Here is a 16,733-nt window from a genome sequence, read left to right as displayed (position 1 = left end):
GTGCAGATCAAGGCGCTGTCGATCGAGGGTCTGTGGGAGGTGACTCCCCAGCAGCACCAGGACGCCCGGGGCCGGTTCATGGAGTGGTACCGCTTCGACCACCTCGCCGAGGCGGTGGGGCATCCGCTGGACCTGCGGCAGGCGAACCTCGCGGTCTCCTCGCTCGGTGTGGTGCGCGGCATCCACTTCGCCGATGTCCCGCCCGGCCAGGCCAAGTTCGTGACCTGTCCGGCCGGTGCGGTGCTCGATGTGATCGTCGACATGCGGGAGGGCTCACCGACCTTCGGGCGGTGGGAGGCGGTACGCCTCGACGGTGACACCCGCAAGGCGGTGTACATCTCGGAGGGTCTGGGCCACGGCTACTGCGCGCTGACCGACGAGGCGACCGTCGCCTATCTCTGCTCCGCGGTCTACGCCCCCGAGCGGGAACGCGCCGTCCACCCGATGGACCCCGATCTGAACATCGACTGGCCCGCGCTCGGCGAGCCGCTCCTTTCCGAGCGCGACTCGGGTGCGCCCACCCTCAAACAGCTCGGCGAGGAGGGGCAGTTGCCGGACTACAACGCCTGTCGGCGCTTCACCGCCGGCCTGGACGCCGCGGCCGCCGCGAAGGGAGCCTCCGGATGAGCGCGCCGGCGAGGACCGAGGTGTACGAAGTGGAGCACCGTGCCGAGATCGCGGCCCCGGCCGCCTTCGTGTACCGGCTGCTCGCCGACGTCACCCACTGGCCGCGGCTCTTCCCGAACATCGCCCACATGGAACGGTTCTCGGGCGACGGCACGAACGAGCGGGTCGGCGTCTGGCTGACCTCCGGCGACCGGGTCTTCCCCTGGGTGGCGCTGCGCGTCCTGCGCCCCGGGGAGCTGCGGGTCGACTACCGGCAGGAGACGACCCAGGCGCCGGTCGCCGACATGGGCGGCTCCTGGATCGTGGAGCCGCTCTCGGAACGGGCGTGTCGGGTACGGCTGCTGCACGACTGCCGGCCGGCCTCGGACGAGCCCGCCACCCTGGAGTTCATCGCCGGGACCCTGGAGCGCAACAGCACGGCCGAACTCGCCGCGTTCAAGGAGGCGGCCGAGCGGGAGGCCGCCGACGAACGCCTGGTGACCGAGATCGAGGACACCGCGAGGGTCGACGGATCGGTCGCGGACGTCTACGAGTTCCTCGCCGACGCGGCCGCCTGGCCCGAGCGCATCCCGCACATCGTGTCGGTGGACGCCCGCGAGGGCGGCGACGACGTGCAGCTGCTGGACTGGGTCACGCACACCGAGCGCGGTGTGGACCACCCCTCCAAGGTGGTCCGGGTGTGCTTCCCGCCGGACCGGATCGTGTACCGGCACCAGCTGCTGCCGCCGCTGGCCGCCGTGCACACCGGTGGCTACACCGTGACCGCGGACGGGGACGGGGCCGTCGTGTCCTCCCGGCACACCGTGGTCCTGTCGGCGTCCGGCATCGCGAACGTGCTGGGCGAAGGGGCGGACGTGGAGCAGGCCCGCGCCTTCACCCGGCAGGCGCTGAGCACCAGCAGCCGGGAGGTGCTGGCGCGGGCGAAGGAGTTCGCCGAGCACCGACGGCACGGGGGCGGGTGAGGACACCCGTGTGCCGGTCAGCCGCTGGTGAGCACCACCTTGCCGCGCACATGGCCGGTCTCGACCTCGCGATGGGCCTCGGCGGCCGCCGCCAGCGGGTGTGCGGCCGCGATGGGAAGCACCAGCTCGCCCCGGGCCGCGAGGCCGGCCAGTTCGGCGAGCATCCCGGCGGAACGGGCGCCCCGCAGCCGTACGATGCCGTGCTCGTCGGCCGCCTTCTGGTCCACGGTGGTGCCGATCCGGGCGCGGTCGGCGACGAGTTCCAGCGAGGCGTCCACGGACGCGCCGCCGACCGCGTCGAGGACGACGTCGACGCCCTCGGGGGCCAGCGCCCGCACCCGCTCGGCCAGTCCGTCGCCGTACACGACCGGCTCCGCGCCCAGGGCCCGCAGATATGCGTGGTTGCGCTCGCTCGCCGTACCGATGACCCGCGCGCCCAGGCGCCGCGCGAGCTGTATCGCGACGGTGCCCACTCCCCCGGCCGCGGCGTGCACCAGCAGGGTGTCGCCGGATGCGACCTTCAGTTCGCGCAGCGCGTTGCAGGCGGTCTGGCCGACGGCGGAGAGCACTCCGGCCAGCTCCCAGGGCAGGGCGTCCGGTTTGCCGGTGACCGAGTCCGCGGGGACGGTGAGGACCTCGGTGTAGGCCGCCATGGCCGTGAAGCCGAGCACCTCGTCGCCCGCGGCGAAGCCGGTGACGTCCGCGCCGACCTGGTCGATCACCCCGGCGAACTCGTTGCCGAGCCGCTGCGGGAAGGTCACCGGGACCAGGCCGGCGAAGTCCCCGCGCCGCAGCTTCACATCGACCGGATTGACCCCGGCGGCGCGGACCCGGACCCGCACCTCACCGGGTCCCGCGACCGGTTCCTCGATCTCCAGCGGGCCCAGAACCTCCGGACCTCCGTACGCGGAGAACACGATTGCCGTAGCCATGCGGTCTTCCTCCCGTTCCACATCCGGTCCTCACGTCCCAACCACCCTACGATGCTTGGCAGTTGAGACGCTCAAGCGTCTCTCGGAACGTGTCTCGGAACGTGTCTCGGAACGTGTCTCGGAAACGGGGGAGAACCCATGGCTGACACCGCCGGCACCGGCGACAGGCTTGATGCGCGGCTGGTGAGACTCGGCGCGATCATCGTGTGCGGCGCCTTTCTCTCGGCGATGGACGCCACCATCGTCTCGGTGTCGCTGGACAGTGTCGGCCGGGAGTTCTCCGCCTCGCTCTCCTCCCTCCAGTGGGTCGCGGCCGGGTATCTGCTCGCGCTCGCCATGGTCGTCCCGGTGACCGGCTGGGCCGCCGAACGGTTCGGCGCCCGGCGCATGTGGCTGTTCGCGCTCTCGCTGTTCGTCGCGGCCTCGGCCCTGTGCGGCGCGGCCTGGTCGGTGGAGAGCCTGATCGCCTTCCGGCTGTTACAGGGCCTGGGCGGCGGGCTCATTCCGCCGCTCGCCCAGATCCTGCTGGTGCGGGCCGCCGGGCCACGGCGGATCGGCCGGGTGATGACGCTGGTCAGCGTGCCCACCCAGCTCGCGCCGATCGTCGGTCCGAGCGTGGGCGGCCTGCTCGTCCACGACCTGGGCTGGCGCTGGATCTACTACGTCAACCTCCCCCTGGGCGCGATCGCCATCCTGTTCGCCTGGCTCGCCCTGGAGAAGGACACCCCGGCCCCCGGTGAGTCGGGCCGCCTCGACATCGTCGGGCTGGTGCTGCTCTCCCCCGGGCTGACCGCGCTGCTGTACGGGCTGTCCGTGCTGGAGGAGTCCGAGGACGGCTTCGGCTCCGGGCGGGTCCTCGGCTTCGTCGGCGGCGGGGCCGTGCTGCTGGCGGTGTTCGTCCTGCGCGCGCTGCGTCCGCGGGCCCTGGCTCCGCTCGTCGATCTGAAGCTGTTCGCCAACCGGTCGTTCGCCCTCTCCTCCGGGCTCCTGTTCCTGCTCGGCGCCACGCTGTTCGGCGCCATGTTCCTGCTGCCCCTCTACTACCAACAAGTGCAGGGCCACGACGCGTTGCGGGCCGGTCTGATGCTGGCCCCGCAGGGCGCCGGTACGGTGATCGCGCTCGCCCTCGCCGGGGCGCTGGTGGACCGCTTCGGCCCCCGCTGGATCGTGCTGACCGGCATCGCGCTGACCGTCGCCGGCACCCTCGCCTTCACCGGAGCCGGTACCGACACCGGCGACGCCCTGCTGACCGGCTCGCTGGTGCTGCGCGGTCTGGGTCTCGGCGCCGTCGCCACTCCCCTGACCGCCTGCGCCTACCGCTCGCTCAGCAAGGACGCGGTGCCCCGGGCCGCCCCCGCGCTCGTCATCGTCCAGCGCATCGGCGGCTCCCTGGGCACCGCCGCGCTCGCCGTACTCCTCCAGGGGCGGATCGGCGGGGCGCACGGCGCGGGCGAGCCGTCCGCAGCGGCCCTCGCCGACGCGTTCAACACCACCTTCTGGTGGACCGTCGGGCTCAGCGCCGTGGCCCTCGTCCCGGCGCTGTTCCTGCCCGGCCGCCCGCGCGAGACCGAGGACGCCGAGCCACCGGAGTCGGACGACGGCTCAAGCCCCGCGTCAGCGGATTTCGAGCGGCGGCCGTAAGGCTGCGCCCCGCAAGGCCCACTCGCCTCAGCCGGAAAGAGGAGCTGCCATGTCCGCCCGAACTCCCCAGACCCGTCGCCGCGTCCTGCGCTCGCTGGCCGTCACCGCGCTGGCCGTCCCCTCGCTGCTCATGGCCGCCGGCGCCGCGCAGGCGGACACCACCGCGGCGGCCGCCAAGTCCTACTCGCCGGTCGGCACCTGGAGCGCCCAGGTGCAGACGTCCATCCCGAGCTCCGGCACGACCAGCTTCACGTTCCTCTCCGACGGAACCATGGGCAACGACACGGACACCTGGTACTGCACCGGCAAGACGACGTTCTCGTACGACATCAAGCACCCGCACAAGGACTCCAGCGGCAATGTCGACGGCTCGGTCGTGGGGCACCAGGACGCCGTCTTCAGCGACAAGGACCACTGGACCTCGCACGGCGTGTCCAAGGTCCTCGACCTCCAGGGCAACGTCGTGAGCAGCTTCACCGTCGACGTCGTCGCCACCCGGACCTCGTAACGCATCGGCGAACATCGACGAACGGAGTTCCGGCCATGCGCGTGCTGTTCACCTCCCCACCCGCCCTGGGCCATCTCTTCCCGGTCATCCCACTGGCCTGGGCGCTGCGCTCCGCGGGCCACGAGGTGCTCGTCGCCTCGTCCGACACGGCCGTGGACGCGGCCGTGAAGGCGGGCCTGCCGGTCGTCGACGTGTCCCCCGGCACCGACTTCGACCGGGTCTTCGGCGGCGGCCCCCAGCTCTCGCCGGCCGAGCTGGCGGCGCAGATGAAGGTGCGCGGCCAGGCGATCGTCAAGGCGGGCGGCGCCACCACCCCGGCGATGCTGGAGCGGTTCGCGACCGTGAGCGACCTCATGGCGGACGGCACCCTCGGGATCGCCGAGGAGTGGCGGCCCGATCTGGTCGTCCACGGCCGGCTCCAGGGTGCGGGGCTGCTCGCCGCCCGGCGGCTCGGGGTGCCGGCGGTGGAGCACGGCTTCGGGATGCTGCGCGAGGGCGGCTTCGCCCAGGGCTTCCTGCCCTACCTGGCACCGTCCTTCGAACGGCACGGCGTGCCCGTGGAACTGCCCGCCCACGCGGTCCTGCACGTGGCACCGCCGAGCCTGATGAGGGGCGAGGGCGAGGGCTGGAACATGCGGTACGTCCCCTACAACGCCGGGGGCGAGCTGCCCGGCTGGCTCACGGCCCCCCGCCCGCGCGCCCGGATCGCCGTGTCCCTCGGCACCATCGTGCCCAGGATGCTGGGCACGGGCGGGCTGGAGAAGCTGCTGGGGGCCGCCGCCGAGACCGACGCCGACTTCGTCGTCACCGGGATGAGCGAGCAGGACCTGCCTCAGGTGCCGGAGAACGTACGGGTCGTGCGCTGGCTGCCGCTGAACGCGCTCCTGGAGCGGTGCGACGCCACCGTGCACCACGGCGGTTCCGGCTCCACCCTGACCGCGCTCACCTTCGGTCTGCCCCAGCTGCTGCTGCCCCACGGTGCGGACAACTTCGTCAACGCGGACGTCATCGACCGGGCCGGCCCGGGGCTGTCCGTGGACCCGCACGAGGTCACCACCGGCACGCTGGAACGGCTGCTGACGGACGACTCACTGCGGGCAGCCGCCCAGCGGGTGGCGGAGGAGGTCAGGCAGCAGCCGTCCCCGGCTCAGCTGGTGGGCGAGCTGGCGAAGTTCGCGGCCTCCTGAACCGGCGCAACGGAATGAGGGGCCGACGTCGCTGTCGGCCCCTCTTCGGTGTCCGTGCCGCTCAGAGGTTGTGGATCCCGCCGTCCACCAGCAGCACCACACCCGTGGAGTACGCGGCCTCGGCGAGCGTCAGCACGGACTGCGCCACGTCCTCGGGCGTGCCGATCCGGCGCAGCGGGGCACCCGCCTTCACGGCCTCGCGCGGGCCGGTGAAGTCGGCGGTCCAGGGCGTGTCGATGAGCCCGGGGGCCACTGCGTTGACCCGGACCTCCGGCCCGGCGACGTTGGCCAGGAGCCGGGTCAGATGGTTGATCGCGGCCTTGCTGACGGCGTACGGGATCGAGCTGCCGGTCGGCTTGACGCCCGCGATCGAGGAGACGTTGACGATGGCTCCGCCGCCGTCGGCCTTGAGGTGGGGCAGGGCCGCGACGCTCATCTGCCAGGTGCCCACCACGTTGACGTCCAGGATCTCGCGCCAGATCGCCGGGGTGGCCGCGGCGAGGTCGGCGTGCGGGATCAGCCGGGTGGCGCCCGCGTTGTTGACCAGCAGATCGAGTCGGCCGAGCCGCTCGACCACCGTGTCGACGATCCGGACCGCCTGCTCCTCCACCGCGATGTCGCCCTGCACATAGACGGCGCCGGGCAGGGAGTCGGCGAGTTCCTTGCCCTCCTTCGGCGAGTTGCGGGAGTTGACCGCGACCCGGTAGCCGGCGGCGGCCAGGGCCTTCGCGGTGGCCTCGCCTATCCCGGACGTCGAACCGGTCACCAGGGCGACCCGCTGCGTGGACATGTGTGCGCCTCCATCGGGAGTCGGGGGTGGGGCGTCGGGAGTGGGGCGTACGTGTCAGTCCGTGCCGTCGTGGGTGACCCGCCGGTACCGGATCAGCCAGCCGTCCTCGTGGCGGACCAGGGTGTCCTCGGCGTAGGTGCTCGCGGTGATCCGCGGCCGGCCGCCGCGCTCGGTGGCCATGGAGAAGGCGTAGTAGCGCGTGTGCACGACGCCCTGCTCGTCCTCGGGGTCCACTTCGAGCATGCCCAGCCAGTGGCGCCGGGTGATGCCCTCGGCGACGATCTGGTCCACCCGCTTCTGGGAGGCCACGGCGATGTCCACGCGGCCGGTCAGCGGTTCGGCGACGTTCTGGTCGAAGACGCCGTCCTCGGTGAACGTGTCCGCCCACTCCTCGACGGCGCCGTTGTCGAGCAGCCGCATCTGTCGGGCGTAGAACTGCTGGATCTGCTGGAACAGACTGCCCGTCATGGAGTCCTTCTCCTCTTTCTCGGCGGGGTGTTCTCGGCGGCGTCATCTCGGCTGCGTGGAAGCCTCCGCGGCCCGGGCCGAGACTGACAGCCGGCTCTCAAGGTGAACTCGATTCATCGCACAGCGGTTGGGCCGACCCTTCCCCACGACAACCCACCTCGGGAGGGAGACAGTTCATGAGGCTCGACGGAAGGGTCGCGGTCGTCACCGGCGGCACCAAGGGGCTCGGCCGGCGGATCGTCGAGGCGTTCGCGGGCGAGGGCTGCAAGGTCGTCGCGGCGGGCCGGGACAAGAGCGTCGGCGCGGACCTCGTGGGGAGCGGCGGGGACGTGATCGTGCACGAGGCGGACGTACGGGACCCCGAGTCGGTGGACGAGCTGATGCGCGCCGCCGCCGAGTACTTCGGCCGGCTGGACATCGTGGTGGCCAACGCGGGGGTCAGCCGGCCGGGACCGGCGGCCCTGCTCGCCCCCGCGGACTTCGCCGACACCATGGCCACGAACCTCGGCGGTGTCTTCCACTGCACCCGTTCCGCGGTGCCCTACCTGGAGCGCAGCGAGCACGGCGGACGGATCGTCAACCTGTCCTCGGCGCTCGCCACCCGCGTCGCCCCGGGCGCGTCCGCGTACGCGGCGACCAAGGCGGCGGTGGAGATGTTCACCAGGGTGACGGCGGTGGAACTGGCGCCGAAGGGCATCACCGTCAACGCGCTGTGCCCGGGCCTGATCGACGAGGGCATGACCCGCTCGATCAAGGACAACGAACGGGTGTGGGCGCAGTACGCGCCGAAACTCGCGATGGGGCGCCTCGGCTCCCCCGACGAGGTCACCGCCGCCGCGCTCTTCCTCGCGGGGGCGGAGAGCTCGTACGTGAACGGGCATGTGCTGGAGGTGAACGGGGGCCTCAACTGGTAGTCGAACGGCCCGGGTGCGCACGACGGCCGGCGCGGACCGCGCCGGCCGTCGTGCGGATCAGGCAGTCGCCGCCCCGTCGGTGGCGAACGCCGCGTTGACCGCGGCGAGGTACTGGCGGGGGGTCTCCGCGACCGCGACGGCGTCCTCGTCGACCTCGATGCCGTACTCCCGCTCGATCTTGCCGGTGGTCTGGAGCACGGCCAGGGAGTCGTAGTTCAGCTCGGTGAACGTCTTGTCGAGGATGTCGCCGTCCAGGTCGACCGTGTCGTCCGCTCCTGCGCAGTCCCGGAGCAGCGTGGTCAGATCGTCGAGGGTGATTTCAGTCGGCATGGTCTCTCCGTCTCCTACGTGGGGTTCTCATGTGGGGTCCCGCGGTCGGGTGGCACGGGCTCAGCCCGGGACGCGCACCACCATCGCCGCGTTGAAGCCGCCCCGGCCGCGGGCCAGCACCAGTGCGGTGCGCAGCGCCGCCGGGCGGGGCTCGCCCGTCACCAGGTCGATGGGCAGACCCGGGGCGGGACCGTCGACGTTGACGGTCGGAGGGATCACCTGGTCGCGCAGGGAGAGCAGGGCCGCAGCCAGATCGAGTGCGGCCCCGCCCGAGGACAGCCGGCCGGTCATCGTCTTGGGTGCGGTGACCGGAACGCCGTTCGGACCGAAGAGCGCGGCAAGGGCCAGGGCCTCGGTACGGTCGGCGGCCAGGACGCCCGCCGCGTCCGCGAACACGACATCCACGTCGGCCGCGGTCAACCCCGCGTCCCTGAGCGCCAGTTCGGCGGCGTCCTTGAGGCGTGAACCCTCGCCGGACTGCGCGGCCGGGTCGAAGGTGGCCGCGTACCCGGCGATGGTCCCGTAGGTCTCGGCGCCCCGTTCCCGGGCGGCCGCCGCGTCCTCCACGACCAGCAGTGCTCCCCCCTCACCGGCGACATGCCCGGAGGCGTCGGCGGAGAACGGGAGATAGGCACCGGCCGGATCGGTGACCGTGCTGAGGCGGCCGTCGGCGAGCTGGGCGGCCCAGCCCCAGGGGCACAGCGCGGACTCGACGCCGCCGGTGACCACGAGGCGGATGCCCTTGCGCACCACCTGCCGACGGGCCTGGGCGACCGCGTCGAGCCCGCCCGCCTGCTCGGTGACGAGCACCCCGCTGGGGCCGCGCAGCCCGTGCCGGATGGAGATCTGGCCGGTGTTGACGGCGTAGAACCAGGCGAACGACTGGTAGGCGCTGACGTAGCGCCCGCCCTTGCTCCACAGCGCCTCCAGCTCCCGCTGCCCGAACTCGAAGCCGCCCGCGGAGCTGGCGGTGACCACGCCCGCCGCGTACTCGGGCAGTGCGGCGGTGTCGACGTCGGCGTCGGCCAGGGCCTCGTCCGCGACGGCGAGCGCCAGCCGGGTGACGTGGTCGGTCTGCGGCAGCAGCCGCCCCGGGGTGTGCTCGGCCGGGTCGAAGTCCCGGACCTCCCCGGCGAGTCGGGCCGGATACCGGTCGGCGTCGAACCGGCTGATCTCCCGGATGCCGCTCGCCCCGGCCAGGGTCGCCTGCCACCACTTCTCCCGCCCGAAGCCGTTGGGCGCGGCCACGCCCATACCCGTGACGACGGGGGGCGCGGTGGCCGTGGGCGCTGTCATCGTGCGTCTCCCTTCTCGGGGCGGATCAGGACCATCGCACTCTGGAAGCCGCCGAAGCCGCTGCCGACGCTGAGGACGGCGTCGGTGCGCTGTTCCCGGGCGGTGAGCGGGGTGTAGTCCAGGTCACAGGCCGGGTCGGCGGTGTGCAGGTTCGCGGTGGGCGGGATGACTCCGTGCTCGATGACGAGGGCGCTGGCCGCGACCTCCAGGGAGCCGATCGCGCCGAGCGAGTGACCGATCATCGACTTGATGGAGCTGACCGGGATGTCGTAGGCGTGGCTGCCCAGGCTGCGCTTGAAGGCGGCCGTCTCGTGCCGGTCGTTCTGCTTGGTGCCCGAGCCATGGGCGTTGACATAGCCGATCTCGGTGCGGTCGAGCCGCGCCTCGTCCAGGGCGACCCGGATCGCCTCGGCCATCTCCCGGCCGTCATTGGTGAGACCAGTCATGTGGTACGCGTTGCAGCGGGTGGCGAAGCCCGCGATCTCGGCGTAGATGTGCGCACCGCGCCGACGGGCCGCTTCCAGCTCCTCCAGCACGAGTACGGCGGATCCCTCGCCGAGCACGAAGCCGTTGCGGGAGGCGTCGAAGGGCCTGGAGGCGGTCTCGGGTTCGTCGTTGCGCGGCGAGGTGGCCTTGATGGCGTCGAAGCACGCGATGGTGATCGGGGAGATGGGCGCCTCGGTGGCGCCCGCGATCATCACGTCCGCGCTGCCCTCCCGGATCAGTTCGACCGCGTGCCCGAGGGAGTCGAGGCCGGAGGTGCAGCCCGTGGACACCGTGGCCACCGGCCCCTGGGCGCCGGAGCGCCAGGCGACCTCGGCGGCCATGGAGCTCGGCACGAAGTAGTCGAAGAGATGCGGTACGGCGAGGGTGTGGTCCACCTCCCACCTGCTGCCGCCCTGGCTGACGACGTTGTACTCGGCGTCCAGGCCCATGGTGCAGCCGACCGCGCTGCCGAGGGTGACACCCGTGCGCAGCGGGTCGAGGCCCTGCTCCAGGCCGCTGTCGCGCAGTGCCTCGCGGGCGCTGACGACGGCGAACTGGGCGGCGCGGTCGAGGCGTTCGGCTTCGGCGGGGCTGAAGCCGTGCTCCAGCGGGTCGAAGTCGGCCTCGGCGGCGATCCTCGACCTGAACTGGGCGGCGTCGAAGGTGGAGATGGACCGGGTGGCGGTCCGGCCGGAGGTGATCAGGGACCAGAACTCCTTCGTTCCCACCCCTCCTGGAGCGACCACACCGATCCCGGTGATGGCGACACGACGGTTCATCGGCTGCCTTTCATGAGTAGCGGCTGCCTTTCGTAAGGGGCTGCGTCCGCGGGCGAGGGGCGTCGTACGTCGCGGCACAGCCGGGCCAGCAGCTCGGGCAGGGCCCGGCCGCGTACGAAGTGGTGGTCACCGGCGACGGTCCGCTGCCCGTGGACGCCGTCGGCCCACGCCCGCCAGCCGTCCATCACCCGGGGACCGGCCAGCGGGTCGTCGGTGCCGGCGACGGTGAGCAGCGGGGTGGTGAGGGGTGCGTCGGCGGCCCGGCGCAGCTCGCGGGCGAGCCGCAGGTCGTCGCGGATGACGCCGAGAGCCGTGCGCTGCCAGACGCCGCCGCGCGGGGTGCCCGGTTCCACCGCGCCGAACGTCTCCAGCACATCGAGCAGCCGGTCGTCGGGCAGGTCGCAGGCGTCCACGAGGGGGGTGCGGGAGTCGGGCGGCGGACAGGCGCCCACCACCACGAGCTCCGGCCCGCGGCGGCCCGTCCGCTCCAGGGCCCGGGCCACGGAGTACGCGATCAGGCCGCCCAGGCTGTGCCCGTACAGCACGTACGGCTCCTCGGGCGGCGGTCCGTGGTGGCGCAGCAGGTCGGCGAAGAGTCCGCGGACCGTGGTGACGCGGGGTTCACGGCGTCTGCCGTCGCGGCCGGGGAGCAGGACGGGTACCGGCAGCGCCGCGTCGCCGAGCCGCGCGGGCCAACCGCCGAAGGCGGAGGTGCCGGCGCCCGCGTGCGGGAAACAGAAGAGTTTCGGTAATCGGGAACTCCGGGTCATCGCCACCTCTTGGGTCGTCACCTCTTGGGATGTCTCTCGGGTCGTCTCTCGGGTGCCTCTCGGGGTGTCGCGAGCCGGGTCAGTCTGAGAAGACGTCCTCGACCACAGATGGAGCGGCAGTGGTGCGGCGCCACAGCCGCGCACGGTGTGCCGAACGTCGTCCGGTCCCTGAGGTCCCTTCAAGCGCCCTTCCAGGTGCTGCTGTGAGCATCCCCGCGTCGTCCGGACCCTGTCGTCCGGACCTTGTGGATCGGACCTTCCGGAGCACCGTCAGGAGGATGTATGTCGGAGCAGGAGTCACGGACGGCCGTGGTGACCGGCGCGACCAGCGGGATCGGCCTCGCCACCACCCGGCTGCTGGCAGAGCGGGGTTACCGGGTCTTCCTCTGCGCCCGTACCGAGGACAGCGTGCTGCGCACGGTGAAGGAACTGCGCGACGAGGGCCTGGACGTCGACGGCCGCCCGTGCGACGTCCGTTCCACCGAGGACGTCCAGCGCTTCGTGGGCGCCGCCGCCGAGCGGTACGGCACGGTCGACGTGCTGGTCAACAACGCGGGCCGCAGCGGTGGCGGGGTCACCGCCGACATCGCGGACGAGCTGTGGCTGGACGTCATCGCCACCAATCTCAACAGCGTGTTCCTGATGACCCGTGAGGTCCTGAACACGGGCGGCATGCGGCACAAGGACTGGGGCCGCATCGTGAACATCGCCTCGACGGCGGGGAAGCAGGGAGTCGTGCTCGGCGCCCCTTACTCGGCCTCCAAGCACGGCGTGGTCGGCTTCACCAAGGCGCTCGGCAATGAGCTGGCCCCCACCGGGATCACCGTCAACGCGGTCTGCCCCGGCTATGTGGAGACGCCCATGGCGCAGCGGGTGCGCTCGGGATACGCGGCCGCGTACGACACCAGCGAGGAGAAGATCCTGGAGAAGTTCCAGGCCAAGATCCCGCTCGGCCGGTACTCCACCCCCGAGGAGGTCGCCGGTCTGGTCGGCTACCTGGTCACCGACGCCGCCTCCTCCATCACCGCGCAGGCCCTGAACGTCTGCGGCGGTCTCGGCAACTTCTGAGCAACTCCCGACAGGTACCGCCGACTTCGGAGAGGTGACAACGATCATGACCGTACGCGAGGTTGAGCACGAGATCACCATCGAGGCTCCGGCAGCCGAGGTGTACCGGCTCATCGCCGACGTGGAGAACTGGCCGCTGATCTTCCCGCCCTCCGTGCTCGTCGAGCGGGTGGAGCACACCGGGAACGAGGAGCGGATCCGGATCTGGGCCACCGCCAACGGCACCGCGAAGAACTGGACCTCCCGCCGTGTCCTGGACCCCGAGGCGCTGCGGATCACCTTCCGCCAGGAGGTGTCGGCGCCCCCGGTGGCCGCGATGGGCGGCACCTGGATCGCCGAGGCCGTGGAGCCGGGCCGCACCCGCCTGCGGCTGCTGCACGACTACCGGGCCGTCGACGACGACCCGGCCGGACTGGAGTGGATCGACCAGGCCGTGGACCGCAACAGCCGCGCGGAACTCGCCGCGCTGAAGACCAACGTCGAACTGGCCACCGGCGCCCCTGACCTGATGCTCTCCTTCGAGGACAGCGTCGAGATCAACGGCTCGGCCAAGGACGTGTACGACTTCATCAACGAGGCCGACCGCTGGAAGGACCGGCTGCCGCACGTCGCCGAGGTGGACCTGACCGAGGAGACGCCCGGTCTGCAGGTGCTGCGGATGGACACCCTGACCAAGGACGGCTCGTCGCACACCACCGAGTCGGTCCGGGTGTGCTTCCCGCACGACCGCATCGTCTACAAGCAGACCACGCTGCCCGCCCTGATGGCCCTGCACACCGGGCGCTGGACCCTGGTCGAGGACGACCGGGGCGTCACCACCGCCACCTCCCAGCACACGGTGATCGTCAACACCGGGAACATCCACGCGATCCTGGGCGAGAGCGCGGGCGTCCCCGAGGCCCGCACCTTCCTGCGCAACGCGCTCGGCACCAACAGCCGCGCCACGCTGGGCCACGCGAAGACCTACGCGGAAGCCAAGGCGCGACAGTGAGTGCGGCGTTGGAGGACCGGGCCGCGTTCCTGGAGTGGTTCGACGAGCGGCGGGCGGCGAACACCTACCGGGTGACGCCGGTGCCGCTCGACGCGCTCGACGGCTGGCACTTCGACCCCGGCACCGGGAACCTCGGGCACCGCAGCGGCGGCTTCTTCACCGTGGAGGGGATCGAGGCGTCCCTCGGCGAGGACGTCGGCAGCTGGACGCAGCCGATCATCATCCAGGACGAGATCGGCATCCTGGGGATCCTGGTCAAGCGGTTCGGCGGCACGCCGTACTTCCTGATGCAGGCGAAGATGGAGCCGGGCAATGTGAACACGCTCCAGCTGTCCCCGACGGTCCAGGCGACGCGCAGCAACTACACGCGCGTGCACCGCGGGAGCGCGGTGCCCTATCTGGAGTACTTCGTGGACCCCCGGCAGGGCCGGCGGGTCTTCGACTCCCTCCAGTCCGAGCAGGGTTCGTGGTTCCTCGCCAAACGCAACCGGAACATGATCGTCGAGATCCCCGAGGACGCCGAGGTCCCCGCACACGACAGCTTCCGCTGGGTGAGCCAGGAGCTGCTGAAGGACCTGCTGCGGATCGACAACGTCGTCAACATGGACTCCAGGACGGTCCTGTCGGGCCTGCCGTTCCTGCACGGCGAGCAGTCCGGCACCGGCGACGAGCCGCACACGAAGGCCGAGATCCTCAGCTGGTTCACCGAGGCGCGCAGCAACCACGTGCTGGAACGCCGCCGCATCCCGCTGAACCAGGTGAAGGGCTGGAGCCGGGGACCGGAGCGCATCGAGCACGAGCGCGGAGCCTTCTTCACCGTGCTCGGAGTCGAGGTGGAGGCCAGCAGCCGTGAGGTGGCCCGCTGGTCGCAGCCGCTGCTGGCCCCGGTGGACCGGGGAGTGGTCGCCTTCCTGGCCCGCCGCCCGGCCTCGGACGCGGACTGGCAGGTGCTGGTGCACGCCCAGAGCGAGGCGGGCACCTCGGACGTGGTCGAGATGTCCCCCACGGTGAACTGCGTCCCCGCCAACTACACCCACCTGCCCGCCCAGCAGCGCCCGCCCTTCCTCGACCAGGTGCTCTCCGCGCCCGCCTCCCGCATCCACTTCGACACCGTGCTCTCCGAGGAGGGCGGCCGCTTCCACCACGCGGAGAACCGCTACCTCCTGGTCGAGGTGGGGGACGACTTCCCGGCCGCCGGACTGCCCGACGACTACATCTGGATGACCCGCCGCCAGCTCACCGGCTTCGTCCGCTACGGCAACCACGTCAACGTGGTCGCCCGCTCACTGCTCGCCTGCCTCATGGACTAGGGGGATCCCGGATGCCTTCCGTGGGCCTGGGCCTACTCGGCTGCGCCGACATAGCGATCCGCAAGGTACTGCCCGCCCTGACCCCGGACAGCGGGCTGCGGTTGGTGGCCGTCGCCAGCCGCGCCCCCGAGAAGGCCAAGGAGGTGGCCGTCCGCTTCGGCACCCGAGCGGTGACCGGCTACGCGGAACTCCTGACCGACCCCGAGGTGGATGCGGTGTACATCCCGCTGCCCCCGGCGCTGCGCGGGCGGTGGGTGCGGGCAGCCCTGGACGCGGGCAAGCACGTCTTCGCTGAGAAGCCCCTGACCACGAACGCGAGGGAGACGGCCGCCCTCGCGGCACGGGCGGCCTCCTCCGGCCTGGCGCTGATGGAGAACTACATGTTCGTCCACCACGCCCAGCACGCCTACGTACGCACCCTGCTGTCCGACGGCGCGATCGGCGAACTCCGCACGTTCCAGGCGGCGTTCACCATCCCGCCCCGCCCCGCCGGCGACCACCGGCTGGACGCCGCCCTGGGCGGCGGAGCCCTGCTGGACGGCGCGGGTTACCCGATACGGGCGGCGCAGTACTTCCTCGGTGACGACCTGACGGTGCTGGGGGCGAGCCTTCACCGGGGCGCGCCCCAAGCGGTGGACACAGCGGGCGCCGCGCTGCTCCGCACCCCCACCGGAGTCACCGCCCACCTCACCTTCGGCATGGAGCACTTCTACGTCTCCCGCTACCAACTCCTGGGCACCACGGGCCAGATCACGGTGGACCACGCCTTCACCACCCCGGCGGACCACCGCCCCCTGATCCGCGTCGACCACCACGACCACCAGGAGCGGCGCACCCTGCCGCCGGACAACCAGTGCGCGAACACACTCGCCCACTTCGCGAGCGCCGTCCGCACCGGCACCCCCACGGACATCGCGACGAGCGTGGCGCAGAGCGGGATCGTCGAGGCGATCAGGGACACAGCGGGGTCGTAGTCGGTCCACTCGGTGAGATCATCGAGGCGGGCGGAACCGACCTCCACTGCCCCTGTGTCCACTCCTCATGACAGGCAGAACCAGTTGAACGACAAGGCGCCACAGCAGCCGGACCCCCGACCCGCCATCTCCGAGCCCGAACTCGTGGGGTCCTCGCTCCCTCCGATGCCCCCGGTGCCGCCCACGGCACCCCAGCCCTGGGGCGCCGCCCCGCCGGGCCGTCGGAGCAAGCGTGGCTTGATAGTCGGCGCCGCCGTCGCCGTGCTCCTCGCGGGCGGCGGCATCGGCTGGTGGGCGCTGGCCGGGGACAGCGACCCGCTGGACCACGTCGAGGTCTCGGGCGGGAAACTCATCAGCGACAGCGGCGACTCGTACGAGGACTGCAGCGACACCGACGAGTACGCGTACAACGACTGCGACTCGTACAGCGGTTCGGACGCCCCGACCTACGAGTTCACCTACAAGATCACCAACAAGGGTGACGAGCACGCCAACTACTCCGTCATCGTCAACGGCTTCGACGAGGACGGCGACTTCGTCGGCCAGACCTACATCGGTACGACGCACCTGGCCGCCGGCAAGTCCGACTCCGACAAGGGCGAGTTCGACGAGTACGTGACCCTGGAGAAGGGCCACGAGCTGTCCGACATCAAGTCCGTGAAGGTCGCCTACGTCGACCGCATGGCCCTGGCCAACTGAC

General features: G+C 71.7%; 18 protein-coding genes. 11 read left to right on the top strand and 7 right to left on the bottom strand.

Translation table 11 applies throughout. The annotated features are described in order from the left end of the window. Nucleotides 1-6: 6 nt before the first annotated feature. Nucleotides 7-627 carry a dTDP-4-dehydrorhamnose 3,5-epimerase gene (rfbC, locus tag STRCI_RS30420; protein WP_269664685.1) on the top strand — a complete coding sequence of 207 codons (621 nt, stop codon included), beginning with the start codon at nt 7-9 and terminating at the stop codon, nt 625-627. Beyond that, a complete protein-coding gene (locus tag STRCI_RS30415) occupies nt 624-1,589 on the top strand; it encodes an aromatase/cyclase (RefSeq protein ID WP_269662140.1) in 966 nt (321 codons plus the stop codon). The genes rfbC and STRCI_RS30415 overlap by 4 nt, the downstream gene beginning before the upstream one ends. Before the next feature lie 17 nt (nt 1,590-1,606). Here STRCI_RS30415 and STRCI_RS30410 read toward each other — a convergent pair whose 3' ends face one another. Further along, a complete protein-coding gene (locus STRCI_RS30410; protein WP_269662139.1) occupies nt 1,607-2,521 on the bottom strand; it encodes an NADP-dependent oxidoreductase in 915 nt (304 codons plus the stop codon). A 138-nt stretch (nt 2,522-2,659) separates the two neighbouring features. Here STRCI_RS30410 and STRCI_RS30405 point away from each other — a divergent pair, with 138 nt between their 5' ends. The 3 genes from STRCI_RS30405 to STRCI_RS30395 are packed head-to-tail and all read left to right on the top strand — an operon-like array spanning nt 2,660 to nt 5,857. Further along, a complete protein-coding gene (locus tag STRCI_RS30405; RefSeq protein WP_269662138.1) occupies nt 2,660-4,162 on the top strand; it encodes an MDR family MFS transporter in 1,503 nt (500 codons plus the stop codon). Nucleotides 4,163-4,211: 49 nt separating this feature from the next. Then, entirely contained in the window at nt 4,212-4,670 is a 459-nt protein-coding gene (locus tag STRCI_RS30400) for a hypothetical protein (protein WP_269662137.1), read from the top strand. Nucleotides 4,671-4,705: 35 nt separating this feature from the next. Continuing rightward, nucleotides 4,706-5,857, top strand: a complete 1,152-nt coding sequence (locus STRCI_RS30395) for a nucleotide disphospho-sugar-binding domain-containing protein (RefSeq protein WP_269662136.1) — start codon at nt 4,706-4,708, stop codon at nt 5,855-5,857. A gap of 61 nt (nt 5,858-5,918) precedes the next feature. Here the strand turns inward: STRCI_RS30395 and STRCI_RS30390 are convergent, their stop codons facing one another. Both STRCI_RS30390 and STRCI_RS30385 read right to left on the bottom strand, forming a co-directional pair. Beyond that, the gene (locus STRCI_RS30390; protein WP_269662135.1) at nt 5,919-6,647 is read right to left on the bottom strand and encodes an SDR family NAD(P)-dependent oxidoreductase; all 729 of its coding nucleotides are present in this window, start codon (nt 6,645-6,647) and stop codon (nt 5,919-5,921) included. A 54-nt stretch (nt 6,648-6,701) separates the two neighbouring features. Next, complete coding sequence (locus STRCI_RS30385; protein ID WP_269662134.1) at nt 6,702-7,115, bottom strand: nuclear transport factor 2 family protein; 414 nt, start codon at nt 7,113-7,115, stop codon at nt 6,702-6,704. Nucleotides 7,116-7,291: 176 nt separating this feature from the next. Here STRCI_RS30385 and STRCI_RS30380 point away from each other — a divergent pair, with 176 nt between their 5' ends. Beyond that, nucleotides 7,292-8,029, top strand: coding sequence for an SDR family NAD(P)-dependent oxidoreductase (locus STRCI_RS30380; protein ID WP_269662133.1), 738 nt, complete (start codon nt 7,292-7,294; stop codon nt 8,027-8,029). Nucleotides 8,030-8,086: 57 nt separating this feature from the next. Here the strand turns inward: STRCI_RS30380 and STRCI_RS30375 are convergent, their stop codons facing one another. The 4 genes from STRCI_RS30375 to STRCI_RS30360 are packed head-to-tail and all read right to left on the bottom strand — an operon-like array spanning nt 8,087 to nt 11,690. Further along, nucleotides 8,087-8,359: an acyl carrier protein gene (locus tag STRCI_RS30375; RefSeq protein WP_269662132.1), complete on the bottom strand. Its 273-nt coding sequence runs from the start codon at nt 8,357-8,359 to the stop codon at nt 8,087-8,089. 60 nt (nt 8,360-8,419) lie between these two features. After that, nucleotides 8,420-9,655: a ketosynthase chain-length factor gene (locus STRCI_RS30370; RefSeq protein WP_269662131.1), complete on the bottom strand. Its 1,236-nt coding sequence runs from the start codon at nt 9,653-9,655 to the stop codon at nt 8,420-8,422. Then, nucleotides 9,652-10,920, bottom strand: coding sequence for a beta-ketoacyl-[acyl-carrier-protein] synthase family protein (locus tag STRCI_RS30365; RefSeq protein ID WP_269662130.1), 1,269 nt, complete (start codon nt 10,918-10,920; stop codon nt 9,652-9,654). The genes STRCI_RS30370 and STRCI_RS30365 overlap by 4 nt, the downstream gene beginning before the upstream one ends. Then, nucleotides 10,917-11,690 (bottom strand): thioesterase II family protein, encoded by a 774-nt coding sequence (locus tag STRCI_RS30360; RefSeq protein WP_269662129.1) that lies wholly within the window; start codon nt 11,688-11,690, stop codon nt 10,917-10,919. The genes STRCI_RS30365 and STRCI_RS30360 overlap by 4 nt, the downstream gene beginning before the upstream one ends. A gap of 282 nt (nt 11,691-11,972) precedes the next feature. Between STRCI_RS30360 and STRCI_RS30355 the strand changes: the two genes are divergently transcribed. Genes STRCI_RS30355 through STRCI_RS30335 form a run of 5 tightly spaced genes read left to right on the top strand, consistent with a single transcriptional unit; the run spans nt 11,973 to nt 16,732 of the window. After that, nucleotides 11,973-12,758, top strand: a complete 786-nt coding sequence (locus STRCI_RS30355; RefSeq protein ID WP_269662128.1) for an SDR family NAD(P)-dependent oxidoreductase — start codon at nt 11,973-11,975, stop codon at nt 12,756-12,758. Nucleotides 12,759-12,804: 46 nt separating this feature from the next. Further along, on the top strand, nt 12,805-13,749 hold the full coding sequence (locus STRCI_RS30350; RefSeq protein ID WP_269662127.1) for an aromatase/cyclase: 945 nt from the start codon (nt 12,805-12,807) through the stop codon (nt 13,747-13,749). Continuing rightward, nucleotides 13,746-15,059, top strand: a complete 1,314-nt coding sequence (locus STRCI_RS30345; RefSeq protein WP_269662126.1) for an NDP-hexose 2,3-dehydratase family protein — start codon at nt 13,746-13,748, stop codon at nt 15,057-15,059. Before STRCI_RS30350 ends, STRCI_RS30345 begins: the two co-directional genes overlap by 4 nt. An 11-nt stretch (nt 15,060-15,070) precedes the next feature. Continuing rightward, nucleotides 15,071-16,033 carry a Gfo/Idh/MocA family protein gene (locus STRCI_RS30340; protein ID WP_269662125.1) on the top strand — a complete coding sequence of 321 codons (963 nt, stop codon included), beginning with the start codon at nt 15,071-15,073 and terminating at the stop codon, nt 16,031-16,033. Between the two features lie 54 nt (nt 16,034-16,087). Continuing rightward, nucleotides 16,088-16,732 (top strand): flagellar basal body-associated FliL family protein, encoded by a 645-nt coding sequence (locus tag STRCI_RS30335; protein ID WP_269662124.1) that lies wholly within the window; start codon nt 16,088-16,090, stop codon nt 16,730-16,732. The last annotated feature ends 1 nt before the right edge of the window (nt 16,733 follow it).

Origin of the sequence: Streptomyces cinnabarinus (assembly GCF_027270315.1) — a bacterium.
In the GTDB taxonomy this organism is placed as follows: Bacteria; Actinomycetota; Actinomycetes; order Streptomycetales; family Streptomycetaceae; genus Streptomyces; species Streptomyces cinnabarinus.
This window is presented reverse-complemented; position numbering and strand designations above follow the sequence as displayed.